This is a genomic window from Geminisphaera colitermitum TAV2 (assembly GCF_000171235.2).
Lineage (GTDB): Bacteria > Verrucomicrobiota > Verrucomicrobiia > Opitutales > Opitutaceae > Geminisphaera > Geminisphaera colitermitum.
Genome location: NZ_ABEA03000117.1, coordinates 38,814 through 61,817, shown reverse-complemented (window position 1 = coordinate 61,817; position 23,004 = coordinate 38,814). Strand labels below are relative to the sequence as shown.

The window sequence follows — 23,004 nt, the reverse complement described above, 5'->3', positions numbered from 1 at the left end:
CCCCCCCCCCCCCCCCCCCCCTGTCTGGTTCGCACCTGTATCCGCAGGGACATGACGCATCACCTCCACGAGTTTTTTCAGATTGGCCGCGCTGTCGCCCTGCGGCCCGGCGTAATAGGCGCTCTCCACCCCCGGCCCGCCACCCAGTGCGTCCACGCACAACCCGCTATCGTCCGCCAATACCCACACGTCACCTGCGGCGGTTGCGCCAGTCGCGGCGCCGATCGTCGCGGCGAGTTTTGCCTGAAGCGCCACGGCTTTCTTGCGCGCATTTCCCACAAACGTGCCGGTGTCCTCCACCACGGGCGGCATGCCGCCCGCCTCGCGGGCGGATACGACCGTCAGCGAAAACGGCAGGCCGCTGGAGGCGGCAAGCGCGTTCATTTCTGAAACCTTGTGAGCGTTACCCGATGCCAAATGCAGTTTCATCGACAGAAAGTTTTGACGGGTACACCACATGCCCGCGCACCAGCGAATCCTCGCCATGCACCTCCGTAGTCGCACCCTGGATACGGACCGCCTGCTGCACACTTTCGGTGCGCAGTCCGGTGAACACACTCCGCGCCTTGTCATCGGCAAACAACAGCGGCGCGCGGTAGTTGAACAAGTAATCGAGTTCGCGGCTGCGCAGCAGTTCGCTTAGCAGTTGGGCGCCGCCTTCGAAGTACACGCCCGTGATTTTTTCCTCGGCGCAACGACGTCGGAAATCAGCGAAATTGACCCGCTGAGTAGGCGCATCGAGCACCCACACCGCCACGCCCATCTCGCGCAGCTTGCGCACGTAGCCCATGCCGCCGTGCGGCGTGGTCACCACGATGGTGCGCTCACGATGCCCGTCCGTGTACACCTGCGGCAGACGCGGCCCGCCCAGCGTTCGCAGCAACCCGTCGAAAACAAACCGCCACGGGCACCATTCCCCGCCGTCAGCGGGCCGCGCTGTGAGCCGTGGATCATCGGCCAGCACCGTCATGGCACCGACGGCGATGGCCGGGAAAAGCCGTCGCCAGCGGTGCACGTCGGCGCGCGCCGCCTCGCCAGTGATCCACTTGGAATGCCCCGTGCGACACGCGATCTTGCCATCGAGTGTGGTGGCGATTTTCCCCGCCAGCAACGGCAGGCCCGTGGTGATCCACTGGTTAAAAATGAGGTTGAGGTCGGCGCACTCGCGCTCGCGCACCCCTGTGATTACCTCCACGCCCGCCGCGCGCAGCCGGGCGTAACCCGCGCCCGCGTGGTCGGGATTCGGGTCGGTCGCGCCCACGACCACGCGCCTGATGCCCGCCTCGATGATCGCATCGCAACACGCGCCCGTCCGCCCATGCGTGGAGCACGGCTCCAGAGTCACGTAGAGCGTCGCCCCCGGCTTGGGCGCACGACCAAGAGCGGTCAACGCCACGCGCTCGGCGTGCGGCCCGCCGTCCCGGGCATGCCACCCCTCGGCCACCACCGCGCCATCCTCAACGATGATCGCGCCGACCATCGGGTTGGGATGCGTGTTCCCCCAAGCCCGCCGTGCGAGGGCGAGGGCTTGCCACATAAAACATTCGTGCCGGGCCAGGTCCGCTTCCATACGAAAAAAAAAGCTGAAACGCTAAAAACTGAAAGCTGAAATAAAACCACGGAGCTTCATCCACAAAAAAACACAAGAGAATCTTCCCCCCCGGCGAATGTCGCCCGTGCGCCTATGGGCACAATGGAAACGTCCCCGAAGTGTGTGGGATTTCGTGCCTCTTTGTGGCTAAAGTATGAAGACTGTTTTCAGCTTTTTAGCTTTTTAGCTTTTTAGCTTTTTCAATACGCCGTCTTCGGCGGGCGGACCACGTGCCAGGCCGTCAGGAAGACGATGCGCAGATCAAGCGCCAGCGACCAGTTGCTGATGTAATAAAGATCCCAATAAATGCGCCGGTGCAGTTTCTCTGGTTCGGTGATTTCTCCTCGATATCCTCTAACTTGAGCCAAACCGGTTATCCCTGGCTTAACAAATGACCGGCTATTATATGCATGCGTCTCTCGGCTAAATCTTTCTTCCATCCCTACAGGATGAGGTCGAGGCCCCACGACACTCATGTCGCCCAACAGGACATTGATGAACTGCGGAAATTCATCCAGACTCGACCTCCTCAAAAATGCTCCAAACGGATAAATACGACTGTCCCCCACCGTGGCCTGTTTGTTGATGTCGTGATCGATCGCATACATCGTTCTGAATTTGAGTATGTTAAACTTCGTTCGATTCTGCCCCCCGCGCGGATTGACGAAAAACAACGGCCCCGGAGCCTGCCGCCTCTGCACAAAGTAAACCCATACACACAGCGGCGGCACGACAAATAGCACGACCGGCAACGAAATCGCAATATCCAGCAACCGCTTCAACAACCGGCTGATCGGATCCTCCAGCGGCTCGTGTTGCAAGGCGAGGAAATGATGCCCGCCCTCCTCCAGCGGGATAAACGTCCGGGCAAATCTTGCTCCGTAGTTGTTATGGATCAGAAACCGGCAACCCTCCGATTCGCAGATACCGATCATCTTCTGCACCATCTCAGGATCGTCGATCCACTCTAACAAAACCACCTGCCCCACCCGACGCTCATGCAGCACCTTTTCCAGTTGATCCACCCTGCCGAGATAAGGTGCCACCGCCTTTTCCGCCCGCGTTGGCGGAGTATCCGACAGCAAACCCACCGGAGTCATACCCAAGTGCCCGCGATTGGTGATCCAGACATCCAGCGCCTCCAAATTCCCTGTTCGCCCCACAAACAAAGTCGGCATCTGCGCCGAATCGGGAAACAGAAAATCCGCCAGCATCCGGGGCATCCGCGCATGCATCATCGTCAGCACCCCGGTCAGGATCACGAGATATGAACCAAGAAACACCCGGCTTACATCTCGCTCCTTGGTAATGAACATGAAGGCGAAGATGAACGCCCCCACCACCATCACTTGTCGAAGCGCCAGACCAAACGCCCCCCAGTAGTCGATCCGATTCAGATTAGCAGCTCGGTCATGCAGCAACCCCACGCTGGCCACCATTCCCAGAAAAACTGCCACCACATACGGCAGCAAGTCCACGTGATCCAGTGCTACATAGGTAAGCGACGGCAAGACCTCCCGGTACAAAGGGAGAAAACCAACCGCCACCACGGTGGAGACAAACCCATAAACATTGGCAAGGCCGCGCTGACGATAGACGATCATCTTGAAAGAGCTGAAAGCTGAAACCTAAAAAGCTAAAATCTGACGAAACACGACAGTGCGTAGATGGTCAAATGCGAAGTGTTCGCCCCGAAGCTCAGTGGAGTGGGTGACTGAATCCGGGTGCCATAAGGAAAAGCTGAAAACTAAAAGCTAACAAAGATCTTTAGGTGTATCTGTTCCCACTACTTGGCCGCATCCTAATTTTAGCTTTTTAGTTTTCAGTTTTTAGCTTTTATTCAAGTCCCTTTTCTCCGCAATCTTTCCACCAGTCGCGAATCGCATCTTCCAATGAATAACGCATCGTGTAGCCATCCTCTTGCAGTTTCTTTCCGCTGATATTGGTCGAAATCATCAATTTTTTTACCCGGTCAGGATGAAAACCCTCACCCAATACTCCATGAACTGGCCCTAGCACCGCCGCTATCGTCCGCAACAGAAACCCTGGGACAACCAACTTGGGCAGCTTTACACCAGTCACCTTGCTCATCGTCGCGCATATATCCGAAATCGTCGGCGCGGGTTCATAAGTGAGATTATAGATAAACACGCCGGGCTCTGGCCTCGCTGCCATTCCCGCCAAAAGCGCCGCCACATCCTTGACGTAAATGCTCGCCTTGATCGTGTCCGTGCGGCCTGGATAGGCGAAGCGCTTGCGACGCAAGGCCCAATAAAGTCGGGTGACATTTCCCCGCTCGCCGCGTCCAAACACCACGCCGGGCCGCACGATCACCAAACGGCGTTCATCCGGTTTCTCCGCCTGCCAAGTGCGGTGAATATGCTCCGCCACTAGCTTGGAAATACCATAAGCCGTATTGGGAGTTGGCAGTGTATCTTCAGTTTTTAAATACTCTGAGGTTCCATACGCTGCCATGGAACTAGTAAAAACAATTGTTCGGGCGTTTGTCTTTCTAGCATACTCGCAAACATGATCAGCACCTTTTAGATTTGTCTCAAAATATTCGTGCATAGGGTGTCCGGGGGTACGCAACACTGCTGCTAAATTAAAAATCACTGGAGGAGGACTTGAACATAATTGATCACTAATCGGCAAGCGCACATCCCCTGCGACAAACCGACGTGCGGCTCCCTCACCTCGTTTAGAATCCTCCAAATCAACACTCGTTACGTCATCTCCTTTCGCTAGTAGGCATGCGGCCAAATGCCGGCCAATAAGTCCTTCGCCACCAAACACAATTAATTTTTTCATATATTTAAGTTTTCTGGTTCACAGTTGGTAATTCTTAGTCATAAAGTCCAATCCAGCATCCAACTCAAAACTAACCCTTGGTCGCCAAGCGCATCAACTCCGTCTCATATTGAGCCAACACACGCTCGCGAGAATATCGTTCGCCCCATGCCAACGCATTGGCCGAATATGTTTTCAGAATATCTGGATTAGCACGCCAGTGCCGCAGCACGGCCCGCAGGCCCTCCGTGTCGCCAGATGCCAACACATCGCCAAACTGACCCCGCTTCACCTCGCGTCCCAGCGGACTGTCCTTGTCTCCTACTGCCAGTACTGGCGTCCCCGCTGCCAAAGCGGGCAGCAACTTACTTGGCAGGAAATTAGCCCCCACTCCCGGCATCTGTGTGATCAAACAAGCCGAACTTGTAAGCAGTTTTTTAACATACTCCTCCTCAGGCAAAACCTCGCCCAAAGCCACCCCCGGAGCACCCTTCACCGCCTCGCGCATCCGTTCCAACTCCGCCCCCCCCCCATGGATTTCCAAGTTCCAGTTATCCCGACCGAGTTGAAACACCTCCAAGAACTGAGGCAGACCCTGCTTCACACCAAGATTTCCACTATAAAGCAGCACGCCTTCCCGGCGGACGGGAGCTGATTGCTGCTGCCGGGCAATTTCGGTAGCGATGCTTTGATGAATCCAGTTAGGAATAAAAATCAGCCGACGATCTTCCCCGACGATCTTCCCCAGCTTTTCCAGCATCGCATCGCTGATCGTTGAAAGCGTCGCTGCCGAGCGGAAACTCCAACGCTCCAGCCATCGTAACGGTTTTTCAATCAAGGGCAGCTTCAAAATTCCCAATTCAAGCGCCGCATCGACGACAAAATCCTGCACAACGATCATGCGCGGAATACGGCGAAACGGATAAATAAAGCGCTGAGCCAGACATTGGGAAAACATAGGAGACGCTGTCAAAATCACATCCGGTTTCCACCCCCGAAATCCATTCCGAGCCAGAATCGACAGGAAAAAGCTAAAATCCGAAAGTATACGCCGCGCTCCCGATGGACGTTCCGGCACATACATCGAAATACGCTTGAGTGGAATCCCCTTCCACTGTTCTTCACGTATCCCCACTCCGCGGTCTTCCTCCCGCAAACGCCAAGCAGGGTAATACGAAAATGTACATAAAACCCTTACTTCATGACTACGCTCTACCAAGAATTGACTCAAGTCGGCAAATAATGCAGCCCCTGCCAGTTCATCGGGATAATAAAGATTTGTAATGAACTGTATTCGTGCCATACAATAATATTGCCATCTTCTTTGCTTAATAATCCTTCAGTAAATGCAATTCCAAATTGCTCCAAATAAATTATCAAAACCAACAATTATCAACTAGGTAGACATCAAAAAATCCGAGAAAAAAGGTCCATCCATTGTTGATTTACTGACATAGAAGAATAATTATCAGAAACAAACTTTCGAGCTGATTGCCCCATTGCGTCAGCAAGCGCCGTATCATTTAAGAGTAGCTTTATTTTTTCAATAAATTCCATTTTATTCTTTGCCAAAAAAGCATCAATGCCCGCTTTGACCGGAATGCCCTCAAGTGCAAACCGTGAACCGATTACAGGACGCCCACTCGCCAACGCGCGTATAGTGCGATTCTTTAATCCAGTTCCCGCCATATCTGGAAGAAGGATAATTCTTGCATTACTGAGCAAAGTATCGATATCATCGCACCATTCTAAGAATCTAACATTACGCTGCCCATCCCCCGTCATCCCCATATCAGGAATCATTCTAGTCAAGGCAATCAATGAAACATTAGGCATACATTCCGAGATACTAGGCCAAACATCATTTAGTAATAAATCTAAACCAGCCCTAATATACCTTACCCGTATGTCCCCCCAAAAAACCACATAATTACCTGCCGCCGAATGCTCCCTCCTCCGTTCATCTTGAACTGAAACCGGTATTACAGCAATATTCGAAATGCCTAACACTCTTCTATAATACCTTGCATCGACCGGAGAGACTAGGTGAACACAGGTAGCTTTCTTATAAAATTTTTTCTCCACCCAGAGTGAAAACATAGCGTAGACATATAAGAAGAATTTTCGCATCCCCCTAGATTTACGCGACAACCTTCTCTGCCTTAGCGACCAAGCATCTAGACCACTCATTATTATCGAGCAATGGCCAAAATATCTAATCAAAGGCGCCAATGGAATCCCCTCAATATAAACATACGCGTAATTTCCCCTTTCTCCTAATACACTTGAAAAAAACAACATGGGGAAGATAAAACATTTCGCCATCAAAAAGGGATATTTCAAACGACAGATAATTACATGTAGTGAATCCACCTGTGGAAATTTCGAGCAAAAAGTCTCTTTATCAAAATCCTCAGCAGCCTTAGATACCACAATTAAATCCATTATTAAACCACCCGATTCCTTAAATTTAATTAAGTTTTCCAAAGTCTGCAGGAATTGCTCATGTAACCCCTCATTAGGAGGATACGAAAGTCCCGAGGCCAGAACCATTAGTTTATTACTATTCATACAACCAGAAATACACCAAAAACCATAACAAAACAGTCTCTTTACAAAAGGCATTTTTATAAATTCGACTTATTCCATATTACATGGAAATAACTATCAAATTATCCAAAAAACAGATTCAAGACTTTTTTTAAGACTCGACATAGCATGATAATGTCGATCAACAGAAAATCTCCCGCCCCCCCCTCCCCTTCCCAAACTAAGTTCATATTCCGCCCGTAATAACGATTCACCTAAATTCTTAGGATCTTCAGGTGTAAAAGCGCACTTAAGCATCGGTTCTGTGAGTAACTCCCTAACCCCCCCCCTCGCACTGGAAACAACAAAACAACCAGCATTAAGAGCCTCCGCGACAACCAATCCAAATGGTTCACGTTGCAATGTTCCATGAATCAAAACTTCATAACTTTGCATAATCGTAGTCACATCATTCCGAACTCCCAAATAATTGATCTTCACATTTTCGCGTATAGCTATACTCTGGATATCATTCCAATAGTTTCTATCTATTATTTCTCCAATAACCCCAAGTTCTGGAGCCCATCCATTCTTTAGACGACATTCCGCCAATCCGCAAACGATTTCACGAAGTCCTTTCCATGCATTTATTGAACCGACGAAAATTACCGATTCCCTCATTTTTTTTCGCACCGCCGAGCTCGCATGAAAGGGAGTCTCCACAGCACAATATATCATAATCCCTTTATATTTTAAACCACCCTCCATTCCAATTATTGACTGAGCAACATCTTGTGAGTTAGCGATCCAAATCCGAGAGCAATGAAGCAACAGTATGGAAAGATATTTGCGAGCGATTCCCCTATGATCAAAATAATCATGAATATACCATATATAATAATTTTCGCACCAAAACATTCGCAAGAATGCAGCAATTATTGAGCATCGAATAGTTGTTGCAATAGCTCGTGGCGGGTATTTGAAATTAGTCGCCAATATTCCAATTTTCATTGAATGATGATAATAAAATCGATAAGAGAGTTATAGTCTCATACAATATTTTCATTCACATTAAGGGAATTGTCTATTATATGTGACTCAAAAACTTTAATATATTCATCTGCTATCAAAGCCGAAATATAAGTAAGCGCCTCAACTCGTGCAGCCTCCCGTGCGCTCAAAATTTTCTCAAAAGAAATCTTCTCCAATTTCGCACAAAGATCGTCTACAGAACCATCAAACAATTGTCCGCAACTTTTATTTTTATTAATTTCAGGCAGCCCCCCTCGATCAGTGCTTAATACATAGCATCCATACTGAAATCCTTCAATCACAACCCTCCCAAAAGGTTCGGGCCATAATGATGTGACCACGAGAACATCTATCTGGGATAAAAAATCCGAAGTTTTCGAAAACCCGACATACCTTACTTCGCCATTTGCTTGTGCTTTTTGAACGGATGCTATCAAATCAAGATCTCCTGATCCGGCGATATAAAAATTAAATTTTTTATGGAATTTCAACTTGTGCGCCGCACCCAAAAACACATGAATTCCTTTTTCCGCTGAAAAACGCCCGATCCATCCAATTCTTAACATATCATTGCCAACAACGAGAGGTCGTTTTACATAATTTATAGAAACATCAATTGGATTGGCTATTACCCATGAATCACGTGAATTCCTGAAGTAGCCAGCGTTCTTATGCAAATTTAAAATGTATTTACTGATTCCCACGACAGCATCGGGAAATCGTGTAAAAAAACACTTGAGAGCGCTAATCCCAGGAATCGCTTTAGGGCTCTCGGGGTGTAATTTAATTGATTCTCCACTATATAATAAATCAAATTCCCTTAATGTAGCTACTACAGGAACCCTCATTATTTTAAGTATCAGCCAAGAGCCGACCGACCAACCCTTCACCATGTTCGTCCATGCAATGCATGGTCGCTTGAATGCCACAATTCCAGCAATAATTGCTATGGATATAGGATTTATTATATCAAAGATATTAAAGAAAATCCGGGCTAGTGGATGTCGCACTCTCCCGTCAAAAGGCCAGTAGATATTGGCACAAGGACAGAGCAGAATTGGAACGGAATCCACCGTCATATAACGAAATTTCCATGATCTATGAAAGGCCAGAAGTAACACATCATGCCCCTTAGCATATAATTCGCAAGCAGTCAGATGAACCGACTTTTCAGCACCGCCAACGGCGTTCGTCTTGCTTAGCGCATTTATAATCAGGATTTTCATATAAATGGCTAAGATGACAATCGAACCATACGGCCTCGCCTCCGATTCACCGGCATATCCAGCGGACTATATTTTACCAAAAGCAAAAAGAGCACAATAGGTAAAATATCGTATTGCGTGAGAAATGAGAACTTAAGTGGAAACATGTAAAGTCCTTTAAAGCAGTTCATAAAAAGAAACATGCAGAGCAAGGATTGCCCACGCTTACGATAAAGCCAGACACTGGCACCTAAGAAAAATGCACCAGTCAAAAGAGAACCTGCATAGCCAAAATCGGCATAGAGATCCGCGAACAAGGTTCGAAAGGTAAGTCCCGAATACGGAAGAAGCAGATTGCTACTCAAATACTCAATCGCAGTTACCTGAGGCAAAAGTCCAAATTCCCAAAGAATCCTATCCGGAATTATCAGTGAAAGTAAAATACGACCATGCTGAAATTCACTGAACGAAACCAGCAACCCGTCGAGATTTAAATAACTTGGGAAGAGATAAAGATAGAACCATGAAAGCGCCGAATCCAACCATGCAATATCTGTGGGATTAGCTAGAAGCAGTCCTGTAAATTTGAGGGAAGATGTGCGAAAGGAGCCAATGACCACAAAGAAAATCGGGACAAATAAAACTGCCGAGATAAAGATCATAAATTTCAATCGCTTCGTAAGAATGATACTATCCAGAAGCACATAAGCTGCAAATATCAAAGGCAGCAGCAATAGATTACGAAGTCCACCCAGAAAATTCATACCAAGGCAGCCAATCGTTACAAAAATCAAAAGAAAATTATCTCTTAAGAATTCGAAAGAATAACCTTTAAAATTTAAAAGACGCAGCATCAAATAGAGAAACAGGAACTTGGCCGATCCGTGCGCCACTACAGAAAGAAAACCGATACGGAAATCACCATAGCCGCTCGCGCCCCCCCTCCCCATCACCAACAGCGGGACTCCACCACCAAGCACGACGCCAACAGCGAGTTCACCCAGACATAGGGCAGAAATCCCCAAGAGGACCAATTTCTCGAATCTAAGTTCAATTCGTCCGGGAATTTTCCCAATTGGACCTTTGGGTAAAAAGAGTGTTATAATAAACATAATTACGCTCGCCAACAGAAGGTATGTTGATACTTCTGCTGAAAGGGTGAACTGCAGAGATCGCTTGACCCCTAATGGATCTGGCAAAAGCTGATTGGTCAACACGCTGAATGTGGTGAAAACAAATCCTGCATGTAATATTAGGAATGGAGAGAATGGATTCCTATTGCGCAATAAAACAATAACCGCTGAAGCAATTTGAACCCAGAGTGAGAGGAGAAGTAGATTCATTTTGATATTTCCGCCTCAAACGAACTTTTTCTCAGGCAAGTAATTGCTCCGCTAGGCGTGCAATCAATTAGTTCGATTCCTCTATCCTCCAGAGCAACCCGTGCCATGGCCAAGAAGGGTTCCATCTGGGCACGCGGATTCTTGATAAAGTCGTGATTGACGTAATCCACACTCATCCCGCTGAAGTAATCCTGCCCTGAGCGATAGCGAGCATCAATACCGGAAATCAAAATTCTCTTGGGCTTGAATTGGGCCGCGATGGCGATTGAGGCCGTGACCACGCTACGCCCAAAATTAAACCCCACCTCGGGATCCAAAGAAAATTGTAATTTATCAAAAACTATGGCTCGCATGCGATCGCTCCAATGCACGTGCTGGAATGTCTTGATACGGCGGAAAAATGGCCTCGCATATTGGCGAATAGGTATAAAATCCCTCTTTACTATTGATTTAATCAATGACGCTCGGGGCAAGATAGCCGGATGGACTCCAATGTGAAGCCTCGTTTCGGGAAAGGCAGCGTAAGCGGAACCGATCTCGTGCAGTCGGAAGAAATCCGTAATAACAACATCGGACAGAGAACGTCGCCAATCACTATATTTTTTAAAAATGGAATTCGTGCCAAAAACACGAATCCCATCCAAGAGCGCAGGATTCAACTGGTCCACCGAAGGACCATTCCCTAGGACTATTGCTATATCGTTCTGATATTTTTCATTCGAATTTTGCATATTAATTAAGAATTGGCTCCGAGTGCCGACTTAAGGAGAAGAGAGAAAAACTCACAGCAACGCCAATAAGGAACGGGCCGAGCCCCACATGCATGTGCAAAGCTATTAACTTGCTGGTGAATAAACAGATTCCGCCCCAACAATTCCCAAGCCGGACGCTTCTTAACGCCATAGTGATTTTTAGCATGGACTCGATAACGTGTAAACGGCTCGCTCAAAGTAACCACCTTACCCAAAAACGGCACACGGCGAGACATTCTTACATCAGGCCAGACATCCCATCGACCATCATCCTCAATGGGGAGAAAGCGTTCGATTGCACGACGTCTCCAAGCCAATGCACTAGTCTGGTAAAAAAAATTAGTGCGTTTATGCTTATAATATAATGCAAGATGATCGTCTCCAGCAGGATTTATGCTATTAATCCTGATAATACTCCCCGACTCGTTGACGACTTGCGTAGCCGACTGCACCAACAATACGTCTGACTCTGTAAATGCCTGTAAATACGTTTCAATCTTTCCTGGCAAAAATCCATCATCGCCATCCAGAAGAAAAATGATATCTCCCCGAGATAACATGAAAGCTTGATGGATCGCATTACCTTGGTTTAAGGATGGCTTTTTACCCCAATTAGGACGATGCACGACGCGCACCTTTTCCCCAAATTGAGCAAGCGTCGCCATACTGTCGTCTGAAGAGCCATCATCATAAACGATCACCTCATCGGCCGGACGAGACTGTCCCAAAACGGAACTTACTGCCTCCTTGATGAAGCGGCCATTGTTATAATTATTAATCAGCACAGAAACCAACATAAAACAATATCATTATTTCACCATACGCTGAGTAGCATGCCAATAAGGGGAAAAAATTCGCATCACAAGCGGAAGGCCGACTAACCAACATAGCGTGAATGCGAGGGCAATACCCGACAGCCCCCAAAATAAGCCCATTATCTTGACTCCGGCGAGAGCAATTATCGCTTGAATCCAAGCAACAGAAATAAAAGGCTCCACCTTATGAGCACGCACAAAACTTGCCATCCCTAACAATGCGGTCTGCATCAGATAACCCAAAGCCAAAATAATTATCAAGAAAGAGGAGAGAAAGCGCCCGTTAAAAAGTGGCAAATGGCTTGCGCCCCACATTGCCACTCCACCTAGGGACAGGCCAATGAGCGATAATACCAGCGACCTAATATAAGCTGGACCGAACAGATCACCCATCTTTTCCTTCAATCCCAATGCATTAAATTGCGTTAACGCAGGTTGCTTTGCCCCCACCCACGCGTAAGCACAAGAACTTATCATCGAAAAAATATTACTGGTCATTCCATATTGACCGGCCACTGCGGGGCCAAACAACATAAATATTGCAGGCGTATATATTTGATTTACAAAATAACCGCTCATCCAACTCACGGATATTCGCCACTGAAACGGAAAAACCTCCTTCCAAAACGAAAATTTTGCTTCGCCAAATCTGCACCGAAAAACCTGCCTCCACAAAACCCTTTGCCCACATATAACTTGCGCAGCTGATATAATAGCCGCACAAAGGTAGCCACACCCAAGAGCATATAATTCCCATCCAACCAACAAACCACCCCATGTAACAATATTTAAGCTGAACACATTTATCGCATTTATCCTATTCATTAGCGGTACCTTCCCACACCCTCCTAAAGTGGAGAGCAACGGAAGAATTAAAATATTCATACCAGACGCTGCGATCACCATGAGCCATGGTCCCTGCCAAGACACACCAGTTGCAGCCGCCTCGACTCTGGACACCATAAACAGCCACCCACCAGACCCGACGGTTATAACAAACAAGAGCGAAGCAACAGTATACCATTTCGCAAAAAAGCGAATAAGAGCGCGCAACCGCGCAAGATGACCTGCTGAGCCAACTAGACAACCCAAGCGCCCAAACCTCAAATGTGCAGCCTCATGCGCAACAAATGTAGACACACTCTGCGAAACGCCCAATTCAAGGAATATCCGTAGCGCAATGATCGATCCAAATAAATACGCATAACCCTGTTCTTCACGCGACATCTGGCGAACATATAAATATATGGTCACCGGCCCGGCCAGCAGACTCCAAAACCGGCTGAATACAACCGGCGCCACAGCTGCATCAAAACCTATAAAATTTAATAATCCCCTCAAATCATCACCTCACATACCATGATCTAGTCGCGAGCCCTGAGGCCACGAATAAAACGAGACGTCGGCGCTTTATCTCGCCATTTCCGACCGAATCTCGTGATAAAACATTTCAGCAGCGGCGACAAATAGTCTATCATTGCTATCAGCATAAAATGTATAATACCACGAATACGGGATCGATAAGTGAAAACATACAGCGCATTCATCGCCGCATAATCGATTTCGTCATTCAGTGCTACATAGCGAAGATAGTCCTTCGCAGGCCGCAACCTATGCGCCCTGTAAATCAAATCAGACATTTTCCTCCTAGATTCTCCAGGATCAATAACCTCGAGTAATTGAAAAAAATGGATGGCTAATTTCATGCTCCAGCGCGCCTCTCCCACGGGAACATTATTTGCGCGAACTATCCAACCCGGCGACAACACAATCACCTTACGATTATAACATAATGCAGCAAAAACTGCAGGAAGATAATGCGTATACGAGGAAGCATGGGCATAGATCAGCCCCATGTATTTCCTTAGAGTGCTAACCCGAACCACATTAGTGCTAATAAAAAGCAAGTTAGCAAAACAGTCCAATTCACGGAGATCAGCATCTGGGAATACGATCACTCGCTTAGGACGCTCACGTTTATCGACGCGACCTAAGACATCAGAGGTAAAGTTTATCAGAACAGAATCCGAACAGCGGTCTATCTCATTCAATATAAAATCTACAGCACCACGCGCCACTTCGTCGTCATCGCCCAGAACCCAAAGCCACTCAGCATCAGCTATCTCTACTGCGCGAACCAAATTGGCAACGAGCCCTATATTACAAGGATTGCGAATAATGCCAACTCGACCGGATTCGACATTCACGCCCGCCTCCTGGATCACGTGCCTCACCGGTGTATCCGAGCAGTTATCAATAATCGTAATTGAGACCAACTCGGATACATGTCTCTCAAGCTCTCTCAATCGCGCGACCACTTTCTCGGTGCGATTATAAGTCGGAATAACAATCGACAATTTGCGCATATCCATTGCAGACAATTATTTATTCACATTCTTTCCCCTTCGCCAATGAGAGGCACATATCTCATGACCTCGTTCGGCCGATAAGGAATGGCCCCAAAGATCAATTTGCCCTTAGCGCCCCATTTTTTCCACCATTCAGCAGCAAACTGCGCCAGTGTTGTCGGTCGCCCGGCGCCTAAGTTTACAATACGTGGAGAGCCCTTTTTCAAAGCTGCGGAAGAGGCAGCAGTTACAAAAGCCTTTGCCGCTAATTCGACCGGGGTAAAATCACGAATCTGACCGCCTGCGGTCATTTTAAAGTCGCTTCCTGACTCAGCGGCGACGCGAAGCGAGGACCAAAATCGCGACGGCGCTTCGCCTTCACCAAAAATGTGAAAAGGGCGAAGCACGATCAGCTTGAGCTTATAGTCCACCGCCAAGCCGAGCGCGGCCATGGTCGCCGCAGCTTTTGAAGAATGGTATGCTCCCGTAGGCTCCAAGGAAGCATCTACGGGTATGTAGTCATAGCGCTCTCCGCTGCGTCCGTATTCGAAACATGATCCGCAAATAACAAACCTCCTCACACCGGCATCAATCGCACTTCGCCATAGTTTTAGACTGTCATGAACGTTAACCTGAAAGCACTTCTCCCAGTCGTTCATTCCCTCCGTCACGCCATGAGAGGCAAGGTGAATAACCCCCTCCGCCCCCGTAAAATGTTCGCTGGTGAAATCGGACAAGGAGCCGACCTGCCAGCGCACTCGCTCTGAAGCATCCACATGCTCGGTTGGTGGCCGGCGAGCCAACCCGACTACCTCATGGCCGGCGGCGAGACACTCGTGGACCACGTGCCGACCAATAAAGCCGGTAGCGCCTGTAATGAAAATCCGCATCGCGAGATAATCCCTAGACGGGGTCGTTCAAACGCCCACCGATGCCACCATCAATGTGGAGGCAGGCGCCGGTGATGAATGCCGCGTCGGGCGAGGCCAAGAAGATAGCGGTTTTGGCGACTTCCCATGGCTGAGCTATGCGTTCCAATGGATGTTTTTTGGCCAGTTCGTCGAATTCGGCGGATTTGCCCTCAAAACCAGCAAGCAACATGGGCGTGGCCGTGGCGGCAGGATTGATGGCGTTTACCCTCACGCGAGGTCCCAAATCGACAGCCAAGGCCCGGGTCATCCCCACAAGAGCAGCCTTGCTGGTCGCATAGCATACAAACGCTGGCTTCGTTGCCACCGAATGAATACTCGCGATATTCACACACGAGCCCTTGGCCTTTTCCAGATCGGGCAACAGAGCCTGCAGGAGCAGGAAGGGAGCGAGGAGGTTGGTCTCGAGCGTGGCGTCCCAATCCTCGATTTTGATGTTGTCGGTCTTGTTCAGAATCTGCGTGGCGGCATTGTTCACCAGCACGGTGAGACCTTGCTCGCCAATGATGCTCCGCACATCGGCCACCAATTTTTCGCGCGCCGCCGCGCTGGAATAGAGGTCCCGAATATCGATGTTCAAAAAAGCGTCGCAAGCGCATTTGCCCTCCCGCTTGTCGGTGCCGATGACGAAATAACCGGCTTTTTGGAACTCGACGCAAAGCGCCTGGCCGATGCCGCCTAGCGCTCCGGTAATCAATGCGGTTTTCATAGTAATTAAATCATTCATTTATTCTGGTGAATACTGATCAGGAAGCGTTAACACCGAAAAAGCGGGTCATAAGATCGATGGCCTTGAGGGAGGTGCGCTCCACGGCATCGACAGTATTGGAGGAGTTATGCGAGCCAAAGATACAACGATCACCGAAGGCTCGCAGGGGCGAGTCCGCCGGCAGCGGCTCGATCTCGAACACATCGAGCGCAGCGCTATGCACCTTGCCGGAAGCGAGCGCGGCAGCCAGAGCCGCTTCGTCGATCAGAGGACCGCGGGCAACGTTGACGACACGCACACCGGGCTTGACCCGGGCGAGTGCATCCGAACCGAGCATGTGACGATTCTCTTTCGTCAAGGCGCAGGTGATGACGATAAAATCGGCCTCCTCCATACGTTGAGGCCAGACAGCCGGCTCAACAGCCTCCAGACCGGAAGCGGCCTTAAAGAAGGGATCGTAGGCCACGATCTTCATTTCGGCGGCAAAGAGCCGCCTGGCAGTGTTGCGTCCGATATCACCAAAGCCGGCCAGCGCCACCGTCTTGCCAGCCAAGGAAATGCCGGCGGACTTGATCCAGCCCCCAGCCTTGACCGTCCGGTCGATGGCAAATGTCTGGCGGGCGAGCGCGATGACATAGCCCACGGCAACATCAGCCACTTCGCGCCCAAACATGCCCGGGGTGTTGCTGATAGGCAATCCGAGTCGCTGGCAGGCGGCAAAATCGACATTATCCACCCCCACTCCCCACTTCACCGCCGCCTTGAGGCGACCGGCTTTGCCCGCCTCGAACACGCGGGCAGTGGCCGGGTCATCGCCGATGATCCAGCCATCGAACTGTGGAACAAGCTCGATCAACTCGGCTTCGGACAGGGTCTGCACGACATCCGGCGTGGTGATTTCTATTTTCCGCGTGTCGAAGATGGACCGAAATGAATCAATGGCCCGAAGCATGGGCGGGCAGGTGATGAGGACTTTCATGAAAAATGGAAGGCTAGTGAATATTCGACAACTGAGTGGTGATAATCCGAGACGGTGGCTGTCAGATGAGGCCTGCGAGTTGCGCCTTGGCCATGACTTCGGCAATATCCCAGCCCTCTTGATCATCAATATCGGCGGATTCGCGGCGCGGAGTCTCAAACATGGCGGGTTTTTTGCCAATACGCGCCTTGGTGGCAGCAAAACTGGCACGGTTGAAGAGGTAGAGGTTGGAGTTCTCTTCAAACCAAGGTTCAAGGTCTTGAGTCCGAATCAGGTTGTCGGGATCATGGTTCACCGCCGATCCGTCGGCCCGGTAAAACCGGGTCTGAAATTTGTTGACTGTGAACAGGCTGTCGCACGTGCCCGCCGCCACCCCTGCCTGATAGCCCGCGATCGCGCCGCGGATGCTGGCGGCGCTGAGTAAGGGGTTGGTGGTGTGCGTCATCAGGTAGGTCTCGCTCTCAATGGCCGCCACATCGTCGGCGAGAACGAGGTTCATGCTCACAAAGTCACCGCAAATCTCTGGTTTGCGGTCGCGAATAAGCACGCGGTCGGAGTCAACAAGACCGTTGGCCTCAAGAATCTCACGGGCATCGGTGTTGATGACAACTTTATCGATCTCTGGCACAGAAAGGAGCGTGTCGAGTATCCAGCGAAAGAGCGGTTTCCCGGCGAAATTGCGGAAATTTTTGCCAGAAACACGGGCGCTGTGAGCCTTCATTGGCAACAGGGCGACATTATGATAAGCAGGCATGGAATTATATATATTCTAGCAGATATAAACGAAACAGGAACAAAAATTACATCAATTGGGATAGAAGTATTTCTCTTTTTCGCGATAGGAAAGCCGACGGTGCGTATGATTTCCTTTCCATGCCCCCGCATATTGGCAATAGCGGAACACCATAATCTCACCCAATCGTCTCCAAAAACATTTTTGGGCCAATGCTCGCGCAGAATCCCCCATGACTGCCGCCAGAAAATATCTGACAGCATCATGCCACTGGACTTGAATTTCTGGCATGATTTTTTGAAGGGCAATGGCCTCGCGTTCGTATCTCCGCATTATCTGCCGCCAGCGTTCATGGTGATAATGATATACAGCGGCCCGTGGCACATAGGCTATACGGCCTCCCCCTTGCCACAAGCGCCGGGCCAAATGCATATCCTCAAGGCCGGTAAGCGTCTCATCGAAACGAAATGCAGCCCAAGCGGTGCGTCGAAAGGCCGAGTTTGCATTATTGCAGAAGAAAGGAGCCTGATGCCCACCATCTCCGACAGAGGGAAAATATTTTTCAAACAGACAATGTTCACTAAACTTCGTTTCCGCCCCTCCCTGCTGCCGTCCGTAAGTAACAGCCACCCGCTCATCGCGAAACGGTAATAAAAGCTGCCAAAGCCACAGTGAATCAGTAGGAACACAATGACCACTTATAAAAACAAGAAACTCCCCCCGTGCCGCATCACAACCGACATTCAACGAACGGCCAAATGAGAAGTCCTCCCGACGAATATGAACAATTTTGCATCCATGCCGCTCAACGATGGCCAAGGTCTCATCGGTAGAGCCGGAATCGACCACCACCACCTCCCGACAAGGAGCGGGGTAGTTTTGACTGACAATAGCTTTCAGAACTTCATCCAGATATCGACCTTCGTTAAGCGTGCGGATGACGATGGAACAAGCAGGAATCATAACGTCCGAAGCTCAGAGCAGATGGACCGAACCACAAGGCATGAAACGAAGCTCAAAAGGTGGACGAAGGGCGGCGTATAATGCCTCAATCTCCCAAGGGAAGGTGCAATTGGGCGTAAATAAATCCCAGTGGGTTGGAACCAACCGCCGCGCGCCAATACGCTCGGCGAAGGAGAAGGCTTCACGAGGGGTCATGTTACCTACAATACCATTTCGAATTTTAAATAAATTACATTCATTCATAGGTAAAAACGCATAATCAATACGGGCACCTTCCAACGCAGCAAAAATGGCTTCATGAGGAATCGTATCGCCAGCATGGTATATCCCGGCGGATTTCGACTCTATATAATAACCCACATATCGAGAGCGCCCCGTGGCATCAGTTTCCATTTCCGTATGCGCGGCTGGAATCGTACGAACACGTAAATTTTCAGCCAAAGAAATTACATCTCCCGCTGACACCAGCACCAAATGCGAAGCTGGAACTCCTATTGATTCCAGTAACTCATGACATTCGTAGGGGGCTGCGAAACGAACTTCCGGTGAGGCGACCCAAAGTGCCGCAAGACTTTTGGGGTCGGTGTGATCAAGATGGGCATGAGTAAGCAAAACCCACGATACGGCGGTCAATTCGCTAGGCGCCAAGGTGGAAAGGCAAAGACGACGAAGTGAGGCGCCGAACTGCTCTGCCACGCTATCGGTAAGATAGGGATCAATTACGATCCGAATATTATTAAATTCGAATAAGTAACCAACCTGCCCAAGTGGATAAACACGCGTTGACATAGTGTATAGATCAATCGTCAGCAGTGCGATTTCACAAACTTACACATAATCTCAATCTCGTAAGCGAGCATCTCAGCTGTTAACCCAGGATATGTACCAAGAAACAATGCACCATGCATAATTTCGTCGGCTCCGGTCATCTCTTCGACTACACGGAAGGATTGCGGACGGTCTTTCTTGAGCTGCACGAACACAGGCTGACGAAGCAAATTGCCTCCAAATAACATGCGATTACCAATCTTGTGCTGATCAAGGTATCGGGCAAGGTCGGTATGCGTAAAGGGAGCCGTTTGCTTTACCCGCAGCATAAAGCCGAACCAAGAAGCGTTGGTTTGGCATCCAGATTCGTCCCAAGCAAAACAAGAATCGAAAGCTATGGGCTGTGAGCTGTGAGTTGCAAGCTGCCGCTCATCCGGCGGTATCCAGCGGGTGGCGTGCGTGGGCAGGGTGAAGTCGAATACATCCGATAGATCGGCAAGGCCGGTGCGGAGGATTTCCCAATTTTTTTTTCGGGCATCAATAAAGGCTGGAAGCTTTTTGAGTTGTTTGCGCCCAATGGCCGCTTGGGGATCAAGCGGTTTCAGATTATATCCAAGGTGACTGTAGATGTATTTATGGTCGTATCCTTTGGGTAATTCACCAAGTTGCCAGCCAAACCGTTTTTTACAGGTGTCATCTTTCCCAGAAGGACACCAACAATCGCGTCCCCAATCCCGAAAGCTCTCTGCATAAGTTTTGAGGGCAGGGCGACTGATAATATTCACCGCGCCACCTTCGCCCATGGTGAGATGATGCGGAGGATAAAATGACTGGGTAGAAATATCGCCCCATGTTCCGGTATAGCGGGTAATGGTTACGCCGTCCGATGGAATGCCCGGGGAATTTTCCGTAATACCAAGAGTCTTGGCCCGGGTGATTGGCATGCTATAGGTGCAGCCAAGGGCATCGCAGTTGTCTTCGACGAGCCAGAGATCGTGTTTGCGGCAAAACTCAAGGACAGATCCAAGGTCGAAAGGATTGCCAAGCGCATGGGCCATCATCACGGCCTTGGTCTTGCCTGCCACATAGGCAGCGCCCAACTGGCCGGATCGTATATTGCCGGTGACAGGATCGTTATCGACAAAGACGGGAATGGCACCGAGTTGGATAATGGGGGCAACGGTGGTGGGAAACCCCGCTGCAACCGTAATCACCTCATCACCGGGCTGGATGCGTTTATGCGGCGGCAATTTGTGTGTAGTAAGGGCCGCCAGCGCCACAAGATTGGCGGAGGACCCGGAATTGACGACCAAGGTGTGTTTCACGCCCAGAAGAGCAGCCAGTTCCTTTTCAAAAGCGTCTCCCTCAGGCCCCAAGGTCAGCCAAAAATCAAGGGTCGCTCCCACAGCCGCCTCGACTTCGTCTTGGTCAAACACTCGTCCGGCATAGGGAATGGTCTGTCCGGGTTGCCACGGAGCACGGATGATATCATCACCGGGACGCTGGGCGGCATGGACGAGAGCTGAATACTCGCGCGTAAGGCGGAGAATATCTGCTTTCAGTTCAGCGGGTGTAGGCATTGCTTAAATTTACTAAAAAGTGAAGAATTAGGTCGCCCAAGCACGGCCAGCGGCACACGCGACAGCAGTATAATTATCGATTTGGCTCTTTGTGAATGCATGCAAGTCGACCGCTGATTCGGTGGCCTGACGATACCAAGCGACCGTTTGAGCAATCGTCTCCGGAAAAGACCAAGCTGGGATCCAGCCGAGGAAGTGATGTGCCTTGTCGGTCGCCAAATTGAGCAGTCTGGCCTCGTGGGGAGCATGAGGATCGCTACGATCCTCCCACTGGCCTGGCCAATGCTTGAGAACTTCTTGTACAAGCTCGGCCACAGTCCGATTAGAGGCGAGAGCCGGTCCAAAATTGAAGGCACTGTCGAGTTGAGAACTAAAAATGGAAAGCTGCGGATTCGCCAAACATGCTCCTAGCCAAAGATAACCGGAGAGCGGTTCAAGCACATGCTGCCATGGTCGGGTGGCGACTTTGTTGCGTACAGGAATCGTCTCACCGCGAATGAGTGCTCGGATACAATCAGGCACGATCCGATCCAATGCCCAGTCTCCTCCCCCAATGACGTTGCCCGCACGGGCGGAGGCGAGATGCACAGGTGAAACGGAAGCTGGAAAATAAGAGCGACGATAAGCGGAGATTACGAGTTCCGCCGCACCTTTTGACGCACTATAAGGATCGAATCCCCCCATGGGGTCTTCCTCGCGGTAACTATGTACCCACTCACGATTTTCGTAACACTTGTCAGTAGTAATCGCCACGACCGCACAAGGGCGGACGGGATCAGCTGCAAGACGGACGGCCTCAAGAATGTTGGCGGTGCCCATGACATTGACCGCAAATGTCTCGGTTGGCTGCTCGTAAGACAGTCGAACCAACGGCTGTGCGGCGAGGTGGAAAACAAAATCCGGTCGCGCGGTGGTGAATGCAGCACACACCGCTGACAAATCACGGATATCGCCTTCTATATGTCTCAGCCGGGTGATGAGTCCAAGTTGATCAAACAGAGAAGGTATGGTGGGAGGTGGAAGCGCATAGCCGGTGACATCGGCACCAAGTGCAAGCAACCACTCCGATAGCCACGCTCCTTTGAAGCCGGTGTGACCAGTAACAAGGACTCGTTTGCCTCGATAAATATCCGCAAAAGACATGAGAAATAAACCTACCGAGCTTCTATTCACCACTTTTTCCACGGGGCCTTCCCGGAAGCCCAAAGATCCTCTAAGTGGATTTTTTCCCGAAGGGTGTCCATCGGCTGCCAGAAACCAGTATGTTTGTACACGCTGAGTTGAGAATTCTTGGCGAGAATATCGAGGGGTTTTCGCTCCCATGTAGTGGCATCATTCTCAATCAAATCAATCACAGAAGGCTCCAACACAAAAAACCCCCCATTGATCCATCCTCCGTCGCCTTCAGGTTTTTCTTGGAAATTGGTAATACGATTATCTTCAATGCCCAACGCACCATAACGCCCCGGAGGTTGCACACCGGTAAGCGTCGCCTGTCTCCCCTCGCGTTTATGAAAAGCCATAAGTTCGCTAATATTTACATCTCCAACGCCATCACCATAGGTAAAACAAAACGTTTCATCGCCAAGGTATTCGCGGACGCGCTTTAAGCGCCCACCGGTCATGGTGGATTCACCCGTATCGGCAATCGTCACCCGCCAGGGCTCGGAGCGCCGATAATGGACCTCCATGCTATTATTGTTCATGTCAAAAGTAACATCCGACATGTGCAGGAAGTAATTGGCGAAATATTCTTTAATGACATAGCCTTTATATCCCGCACAAATGACAAAATCATTGATACCATAGGTCGAGTATATTTTCATCACATGCCATAGAATCGGCTTCCCGCCAATTTCGACCATGGGCTTTGGTTTGAGATGGGTTTCTTCGCTAATCCGTGTGCCAAGACCACCAGCAAGAATGACTGCTTTCATA

General features: G+C 49.8%; 22 protein-coding genes. All 22 read right to left on the bottom strand.

Going from position 1 to position 23,004, the window contains the following annotated elements:
• The coding region (locus OBACDRAFT_RS14035; RefSeq protein ID WP_232767150.1) for a non-canonical purine NTP pyrophosphatase at positions 1–384 on the bottom strand (384 nt) is incomplete at its 3' end.
• Between the two features lie 19 nt (positions 385–403).
• Positions 404–1,570, bottom strand: a complete 1,167-nt coding sequence (gene ribD, locus OBACDRAFT_RS14030) for a bifunctional diaminohydroxyphosphoribosylaminopyrimidine deaminase/5-amino-6-(5-phosphoribosylamino)uracil reductase RibD (RefSeq protein ID WP_043586589.1) — start codon at positions 1,568–1,570, stop codon at positions 404–406.
• 221 nt (positions 1,571–1,791) lie between these two features.
• Positions 1,792–3,195 carry an exopolysaccharide biosynthesis polyprenyl glycosylphosphotransferase gene (locus tag OBACDRAFT_RS14025; RefSeq protein ID WP_043586588.1) on the bottom strand — a complete coding sequence of 468 codons (1,404 nt, stop codon included), beginning with the start codon at positions 3,193–3,195 and terminating at the stop codon, positions 1,792–1,794.
• A 232-nt stretch (positions 3,196–3,427) separates the two neighbouring features.
• Entirely contained in the window at positions 3,428–4,402 is a 975-nt protein-coding gene (locus OBACDRAFT_RS14020; protein WP_043586587.1) for an NAD-dependent epimerase/dehydratase family protein, read from the bottom strand.
• Between the two features lie 70 nt (positions 4,403–4,472).
• Entirely contained in the window at positions 4,473–5,684 is a 1,212-nt protein-coding gene (locus OBACDRAFT_RS14015; RefSeq protein WP_232767148.1) for a glycosyltransferase, read from the bottom strand.
• A gap of 104 nt (positions 5,685–5,788) precedes the next feature.
• Positions 5,789–6,952, bottom strand: a complete 1,164-nt coding sequence (locus OBACDRAFT_RS26710) for a glycosyltransferase family 4 protein (RefSeq protein ID WP_157837080.1) — start codon at positions 6,950–6,952, stop codon at positions 5,789–5,791.
• 96 nt (positions 6,953–7,048) lie between these two features.
• The gene (locus OBACDRAFT_RS26705; protein ID WP_081722058.1) at positions 7,049–7,921 is read right to left on the bottom strand and encodes a glycosyltransferase; all 873 of its coding nucleotides are present in this window, start codon (positions 7,919–7,921) and stop codon (positions 7,049–7,051) included.
• Positions 7,922–7,959: 38 nt separating this feature from the next.
• Entirely contained in the window at positions 7,960–9,168 is a 1,209-nt protein-coding gene (locus OBACDRAFT_RS26700; protein ID WP_081722057.1) for a glycosyltransferase, read from the bottom strand.
• A gap of 8 nt (positions 9,169–9,176) precedes the next feature.
• A complete protein-coding gene (locus OBACDRAFT_RS14010) occupies positions 9,177–10,490 on the bottom strand; it encodes a hypothetical protein (RefSeq protein ID WP_157837079.1) in 1,314 nt (437 codons plus the stop codon).
• Positions 10,487–11,221 carry a hypothetical protein gene (locus OBACDRAFT_RS14005; RefSeq protein ID WP_043586583.1) on the bottom strand — a complete coding sequence of 245 codons (735 nt, stop codon included), beginning with the start codon at positions 11,219–11,221 and terminating at the stop codon, positions 10,487–10,489. Before OBACDRAFT_RS14005 ends, OBACDRAFT_RS14010 begins: the two co-directional genes overlap by 4 nt.
• Before the next feature lie 5 nt (positions 11,222–11,226).
• Positions 11,227–12,039 (bottom strand): glycosyltransferase, encoded by an 813-nt coding sequence (locus OBACDRAFT_RS26695; RefSeq protein ID WP_081722056.1) that lies wholly within the window; start codon positions 12,037–12,039, stop codon positions 11,227–11,229.
• Between the two features lie 12 nt (positions 12,040–12,051).
• Positions 12,052–13,284, bottom strand: coding sequence for an MATE family efflux transporter (locus OBACDRAFT_RS28285; RefSeq protein WP_157837078.1), 1,233 nt, complete (start codon positions 13,282–13,284; stop codon positions 12,052–12,054).
• A 137-nt stretch (positions 13,285–13,421) separates the two neighbouring features.
• Positions 13,422–14,429 carry a glycosyltransferase family 2 protein gene (locus OBACDRAFT_RS13995; protein ID WP_043586579.1) on the bottom strand — a complete coding sequence of 336 codons (1,008 nt, stop codon included), beginning with the start codon at positions 14,427–14,429 and terminating at the stop codon, positions 13,422–13,424.
• Positions 14,430–14,446: 17 nt separating this feature from the next.
• The gene (locus tag OBACDRAFT_RS13990; RefSeq protein WP_043586578.1) at positions 14,447–15,295 is read right to left on the bottom strand and encodes an NAD-dependent epimerase/dehydratase family protein; all 849 of its coding nucleotides are present in this window, start codon (positions 15,293–15,295) and stop codon (positions 14,447–14,449) included.
• A 13-nt stretch (positions 15,296–15,308) separates the two neighbouring features.
• Positions 15,309–16,043 carry an SDR family NAD(P)-dependent oxidoreductase gene (locus tag OBACDRAFT_RS13985; RefSeq protein ID WP_052362006.1) on the bottom strand — a complete coding sequence of 245 codons (735 nt, stop codon included), beginning with the start codon at positions 16,041–16,043 and terminating at the stop codon, positions 15,309–15,311.
• A gap of 37 nt (positions 16,044–16,080) precedes the next feature.
• The gene (locus OBACDRAFT_RS13980; protein WP_043586575.1) at positions 16,081–17,022 is read right to left on the bottom strand and encodes a phosphoglycerate dehydrogenase; all 942 of its coding nucleotides are present in this window, start codon (positions 17,020–17,022) and stop codon (positions 16,081–16,083) included.
• 61 nt (positions 17,023–17,083) lie between these two features.
• Positions 17,084–17,776, bottom strand: a complete 693-nt coding sequence (locus OBACDRAFT_RS13975; RefSeq protein ID WP_198529906.1) for an acylneuraminate cytidylyltransferase family protein — start codon at positions 17,774–17,776, stop codon at positions 17,084–17,086.
• Between the two features lie 51 nt (positions 17,777–17,827).
• The gene (locus OBACDRAFT_RS26690) at positions 17,828–18,718 is read right to left on the bottom strand and encodes a glycosyltransferase family 2 protein (RefSeq protein WP_081722055.1); all 891 of its coding nucleotides are present in this window, start codon (positions 18,716–18,718) and stop codon (positions 17,828–17,830) included.
• Between the two features lie 12 nt (positions 18,719–18,730).
• Entirely contained in the window at positions 18,731–19,507 is a 777-nt protein-coding gene (locus tag OBACDRAFT_RS26685; protein ID WP_081722054.1) for an MBL fold metallo-hydrolase, read from the bottom strand.
• Between the two features lie 17 nt (positions 19,508–19,524).
• Entirely contained in the window at positions 19,525–21,066 is a 1,542-nt protein-coding gene (gene rfbH, locus OBACDRAFT_RS13960; RefSeq protein ID WP_043586567.1) for a lipopolysaccharide biosynthesis protein RfbH, read from the bottom strand.
• A 27-nt stretch (positions 21,067–21,093) separates the two neighbouring features.
• Positions 21,094–22,209, bottom strand: a complete 1,116-nt coding sequence (gene rfbG / locus OBACDRAFT_RS26680; protein WP_081722053.1) for a CDP-glucose 4,6-dehydratase — start codon at positions 22,207–22,209, stop codon at positions 21,094–21,096.
• 26 nt (positions 22,210–22,235) lie between these two features.
• Positions 22,236–23,003 (bottom strand): glucose-1-phosphate cytidylyltransferase, encoded by a 768-nt coding sequence (rfbF, locus tag OBACDRAFT_RS13950; protein ID WP_043586603.1) that lies wholly within the window; start codon positions 23,001–23,003, stop codon positions 22,236–22,238.
• Between the last annotated feature and the right edge of the window lies 1 nt (position 23,004).